Annotated in this window: 2 protein-coding genes and 1 pseudogene; all 3 read left to right on the top strand. The window is 69.7% G+C overall.

What is annotated here, in order from left to right; genetic code table 11:
- Positions 1-234: 234 nt before the first annotated feature.
- Positions 235-483 carry a helix-turn-helix domain-containing protein gene (locus ACFCZN_RS21265; RefSeq protein ID WP_430558087.1) on the top strand — a complete coding sequence of 83 codons (249 nt, stop codon included), beginning with the start codon at positions 235-237 and terminating at the stop codon, positions 481-483.
- A 23-nt stretch (positions 484-506) separates the two neighbouring features.
- Entirely contained in the window at positions 507-1,052 is a 546-nt protein-coding gene (locus ACFCZN_RS21260; RefSeq protein ID WP_430558086.1) for a hypothetical protein, read from the top strand.
- A pseudogene (locus ACFCZN_RS21255) lies at positions 1,052-1,616 on the top strand (M23 family peptidase); the annotation flags it as partial. The gene ACFCZN_RS21260 and the pseudogene ACFCZN_RS21255, both read left to right, overlap by 1 nt.

The raw sequence follows: 1,616 nt of genomic DNA, 5'->3' as shown, positions 1-1,616 counted from the left end.
GGTCGCCGTGACGGGGGTCGCTTGCATTTGAGCGCGCGACACCCACGGGTTGGTATCGGACATTTGCCCAGAGCCCCCTGATAATTGGACGCAGTCGTCGATGCGCCGACCCTAGCGCGAGACACCAACGGAAGGCAACAGCATGCGACAGACATCGATAGACCTATACAGAGTCGCTGACTCTGATGTAGCGTCTACTGTGTTCGCATGCGTTCGTGGGTGCAGGTGTCTGCCGTGACGTCGGCTCTGGACGCGTTGTTCGAGGGCCGTGAAGCGACGCTGTCGGTGCCCGAGGTCGCGGAGATCTTGGGCATGACGAAGCCGGGTGTCTACAAGTGGCTTAAGGACGGCGTGATCCCGGGGTACAAGGTCGGGGCGACGTGGTTCATCCTGCGCGACGAGCTCAAGGCGACGCTGCAGGCGGGTTCTAATGTCCGCGCTGTACTGCGTGAGGACGGCCGGGAGACGCGTCCGAGCGACTGAGCACGATCAGCAGGGGGCTGAGCATGGCACGACGGGTCGCGTGGGCGGCCGGGGCGGTCGCGGTCGCGGCCGCTCTGGGAGGCTGCGCCGGCGCACCGGTCGCGCAGGCGCCGGAAGTCGCTCCCGCGCCAACGGTCACCACGACCGAGGGAGGCGCTGACCGGTATCCCGGGGCGCCGGACGGTGTGGTCGACGAGGACACCGGTGAGGTCATCACGGCCCGGCCTGTGCCGGCGTGGGACGACGCGTCGCGCGATAGCGCTCTTGAGGCCGCGCAGGCGGCGATGGCCGCGTTCGCCCGCCCCGACTTGGACCACGACGCCTGGTGGGCAGGGTTGGAGCCGTTGCTGACCCAGCAGGCGGGCCTGGACTACGCGTATGTGGATCCCGCGAACGTGCCCGCGACCGCGGTGACCGGGACCGCGACGCTGGCCGAGGAGACCAGCGCGTACGTGGCGACGGTCGAGGTCCCCACCGACGCGGGCCTCTACGCGGTCGTGCTGACCCGCCAGGACGCGGACGCACCGTGGTTGACCACCCGCATCAGCCCGGCACAGGGAGCCCAGTAGTGGGCTCCTCTCGCACCACGGGGGCGGTCGCGGTCGTGGCCGGTGTGCCCGTGCTCGCGTTGGGCACCGTGTTCAGCCTGCTCCTGCTCGGCTCGTCCTCGCAGGTCGCCACGTGCAACCCCGCCCCGGGAGCGAGCTCCGCGGTCACGATCGACCCGGCCACCGTGCCGGGCGTCGAGATCGCGGGCTACGACCGCGAGCAGCTGGTCAACGCTGCGCACATCATCGCCGCGGGCAAGGCCCTGGGACTGGGGGTGCGGGACCAGACGATCGGGGTCATGACCGCGATGGGCGAGTCCAGCCTGCGCGTCATCGACCACGGCGACGCGGCCGGGCCCGACAGCCGCGGCCTGTTCCAGCAGCGCGACAACGGCGCCTGGGGGTCTTACGAGGACCGGATGGACCCGCACATCAGCGCCATGAACTTCTTCACCGCAATGATCGCCAACGTCCCCGGCCGTGAGTCGCTCGAGCCGACGATCGTCGCGCACCGCACCCAGCGCAACGCCGACCCCTTCCACTACACGAAGTACTGGGACGGCGCGGTCGCGGTCGTCGAAGGCC

The sequence above is a fragment of the Isoptericola sp. NPDC056134 genome, assembly GCF_042264825.1.
Classification (GTDB): domain Bacteria; phylum Actinomycetota; class Actinomycetes; order Actinomycetales; family Cellulomonadaceae; genus Isoptericola; species Isoptericola nanjingensis.
Note: the sequence above shows the minus strand (reverse complement) of the source record. Positions and strands in the feature narration are given on the sequence as shown.

Bases quoted from the DNA above. Each gene is read 5' to 3' on its own strand.
- ACFCZN_RS21260 (WP_430558086.1), top strand. From the start codon at position 507: ATGGCACGACGGGTCGCGTGGGCGGCCGGGGCGGTCGCGGTCGCGGCC.